Source organism: Arthrobacter sp. SPT-J7 (assembly GCF_059089965.1).
This window is the reverse complement of sequence record NZ_JBNHFF010000341.1, coordinates 1-2,527: the sequence shown is the minus strand read 5'-3', so window position 1 is coordinate 2,527 and position 2,527 is coordinate 1. Positions and strand designations below refer to the sequence as shown.

General features: G+C 63.2%; 4 protein-coding genes. All 4 read left to right on the top strand.

Annotation, left to right across the window (positions count from 1 at the left end):
* The first annotated feature begins 58 nt into the window (after positions 1–58).
* The gene (rimM, locus tag AC5RWX_RS32385) at positions 59–604 is read left to right on the top strand and encodes a ribosome maturation factor RimM (protein WP_494100271.1); all 546 of its coding nucleotides are present in this window, start codon (positions 59–61) and stop codon (positions 602–604) included.
* Positions 605–1,414, top strand: a complete 810-nt coding sequence (trmD, locus tag AC5RWX_RS32380) for a tRNA (guanosine(37)-N1)-methyltransferase TrmD (protein WP_494100270.1) — start codon at positions 605–607, stop codon at positions 1,412–1,414.
* A 260-nt stretch (positions 1,415–1,674) separates the two neighbouring features.
* The gene (rplS, locus tag AC5RWX_RS32375) at positions 1,675–2,034 is read left to right on the top strand and encodes a 50S ribosomal protein L19 (protein WP_458781780.1); all 360 of its coding nucleotides are present in this window, start codon (positions 1,675–1,677) and stop codon (positions 2,032–2,034) included.
* Positions 2,035–2,117: 83 nt separating this feature from the next.
* Positions 2,118–2,527, top strand: a 410-nt coding sequence (gene lepB / locus AC5RWX_RS32370) for a signal peptidase I (RefSeq protein WP_494100269.1), incomplete at its 3' end; no start/stop codon positions are given.

Here is a 2,527-nt window from a genome sequence, read left to right as displayed (position 1 = left end):
AGGGGCCGGAGTTCTTTCCGCAGAACACCGCCAAACCACATCCAAGACAGAGGAACACATGCAGCTCCAGGTGGCACGAATCGGCAAACCCCACGGCATCCGCGGTGAAGTTACCGTCCAGGTCCTGACCGATGCCCCTGAGGACCGGTTTGTGCCGGGCACGGAATTTGTGGTTGAGCCGGAATCTGCGGGCCCGCTGACCGTAAACAGCGCCCGCTGGAACAAGGACATCCTCCTGCTGGGCTTTGACGGGATTGAGACCCGCAATGAAGCGGAAACCCTGCGTGGCGCCAAGCTTTTCATCGAAACCGAAGAGCTGGACGAGGACGACGATGAAGGCTGGTACGAGCACGAGCTGGTGGGCCTGGACGCCCGGGTCGGGTCCCGTGTTGTCGGAAAGGTTGCCGCGCTCAACACCATGCCCGTGCAGGACCTGCTGCTGGTCAAAACCCCGGACGGGGAAGAAATCCTCATTCCCTTCGTCGAGCAGATCGTGCCCGAGGTCAACATCGAGGAAGGCTTCATCCTCCTCACCCCGCCGGACGGCCTGTTCGAGCTCAACTCAGACCAGGACGCCGCTACGGATAGTGAAGGCAAAGCGTAGATGCGGATCGACGTCGTCAGTATCTTTCCCGAGTACCTGGCGCCGCTGGAACTATCTTTGATCGGCAAGGCCCGCCAGGACGGGCTGCTGGACCTTCGCGTCCACGACCTCCGCTCGTTCACCACCGATAAGCACCGCACAGTGGATGACACGCCCTACGGCGGCGGCGCCGGAATGGTGATGAAGCCTGAACCGTGGGCGCAGGCGCTCTCGTCCATCGCTGCCGACCGTCCTGGAGATGCGGGTAAACCGGTCCTGATCGTTCCATCGCCGGCGGGGGAGCGCTTCACGCAGGCACTCGCCTACGAGTTGGCGGAACAGGAGCACCTCGCCTTTGCCTGCGGACGCTACGAGGGCATCGATGAGCGGGTTATCGAGTGGTCCCGCGAGCACTTCATCGTACGCCCCGTGAGCCTGGGGGACTACGTCCTGAACGGCGGGGAAGTGGCCGTCCTGGCCATGGTCGAGGCCATCGGCAGGCTCCTGCCGGGCGTCGTCGGCAATCCCGAATCGCTGGTGGAGGAGTCCCATTCGGACGGGCTGCTGGAGTACCCCGTCTATACCAAGCCTTCCGTCTGGCGCGAGCGTGAAGTGCCGGCCGTGCTGCTTAGCGGCAACCACGGAAAAATTGCGCAGTGGCGCCGCAGCGAACAGTTCCGCCGGACGGCGGAGCGCCGCCCGGACCTGCTCGAAACGTTCGACGCCGGGAAGCTGCCCCGCGCCGACCGCGCCGCCCTGCAGGACCTGGGCTATGACGTCGTGGACGGCCGGCTGCGGCGCCGGGACGGGCCCGGGGAACAGCCGCACTGAACCGGCCCCGTTCAACGTAGTGACCGTAGGGCAATTGGCTGTACGTGGCGGACTGTGGCAAAATTAGTCCTTGTGTCTGCTGGGTCCGCACCTGCCACAGGGGGAGCGCAACCAACAGCTTGACAACCGGCCTCTTCAATCAGTGACAGAGGACGGACCACTTACCTTTCGGCAGGAATTTCCGGTAGCGCTGCAAGCGTCCGGGCTTGGCTGCCGTGACCCAAAGTGAATGACCTGTGGCGTTCACCAGGAGTGCAATCATGCATATTCTCGATTCTGTAGATGCAGCTTCGCTGCGCACCGATGTTCCCGAGTTCCGCGCGGGTGACACCCTCAAGGTTCACGTGAACATCATCGAAGGCAAGAACACCCGTGTCCAGGTTTTCCAGGGCTTCGTCCTGGGCCGCCAGGGCGAGGGCGTTCGTGAGACCTTCACGGTCCGCAAGGTCTCCTTCGGTGTCGGCGTGGAGCGTACCTTCCCGGTGCACTCCCCGATCATCGAAAAGATCGAGCTCGTCACCAAGGGTGACGTGCGCCGCGCCAAGCTTTACTACATGCGTGCACTGCGCGGTAAGGCTGCGAAGATCAAGGAAAAGCGCGACTTCAGCACCGCCAAGTAAGTCCTTACAGACCTACAAAGGCAGGGCCGCAGGCGTATTCGGCCAGCGCCGAAGCCATGCACCAGCGCGCAGGATACGGACTTATGGACCAGACAAAACGCCAGCCCCGAAAAATGGGCTGGCGTTTTGTGTTCCTTGCCCTTGTCCTCGCCATTGCAGTCAGCGGCTTGGTCCGCTCGCTCTGGCTGGATGTCTACTTCATACCGTCCGAGTCCATGGAGCCGGTCCTCGAGGGCGGGGACCGCATCCTGGTGTCCCGGACCGGTTTCCGGGCACAACCGGTCCGCAAGGGCGACATCGTGGTCTTCGACGGCCGGGGAACCTTCGCGCCGCTCAACAGCGGCAAGGGCCCGTTGGTGGACGCCGCATCCGCCATCACCCAGTGGCTTGGCCTCACCGGCAGTGACACGACCTACGTAAAACGGGTCATTGGCCTACCGGGGGACACCGTGGCCTGCTGTGATGCCGACGGCAGGATCACCGTTAACGGCCA